At 67.5% G+C, this 379-nt stretch carries 1 pseudogene; it reads left to right on the top strand.

Features of this window, described 5'->3' with window-relative positions:
- Positions 1-304, top strand: a pseudogene (locus FPV16_RS26005) (hypothetical protein); the annotation flags it as partial.
- Positions 305-379: the final 75 nt, after the last annotated feature.

The following is a 379-nucleotide window of genomic DNA, read 5'->3' on the forward strand; positions in this document are numbered from 1 at the left end:
GCAACTGGCCGACCATGGCATCGTGCTGGTGAAGTTCTGGCTGTCCATCGACAAGCAGACCCAGATGCAGCGCTTTCAGGAGCGCGAGCAGGTGGCCTTCAAGCGCTACAAGATCACCGACGAGGACTGGCGCAACCGCGACAAGTGGGACCAGTACGTGGATGCGGTGGGCGACATGGTGGACCGCACCAGCACCGAGATCGCCCCCTGGACCCTGGTGGAGGCCAACGACAAGCGCTTCGCCCGGGTCAAGGTGCTGCGGACCCTCAACGACGCCCTGGCGCGCGCCCTGGACCGGGACTGAGCCCGGCCCGCGGGGGATGGGCCGGCATATCGGCAGTGAATGATCGTCGCCGGCCGCCGCCGGGCGCTCCTATGC

Source organism: Methylobacterium sp. W2, from assembly GCF_020662345.1.
GTDB lineage: Bacteria > Pseudomonadota > Alphaproteobacteria > Rhizobiales > Beijerinckiaceae > Methylobacterium.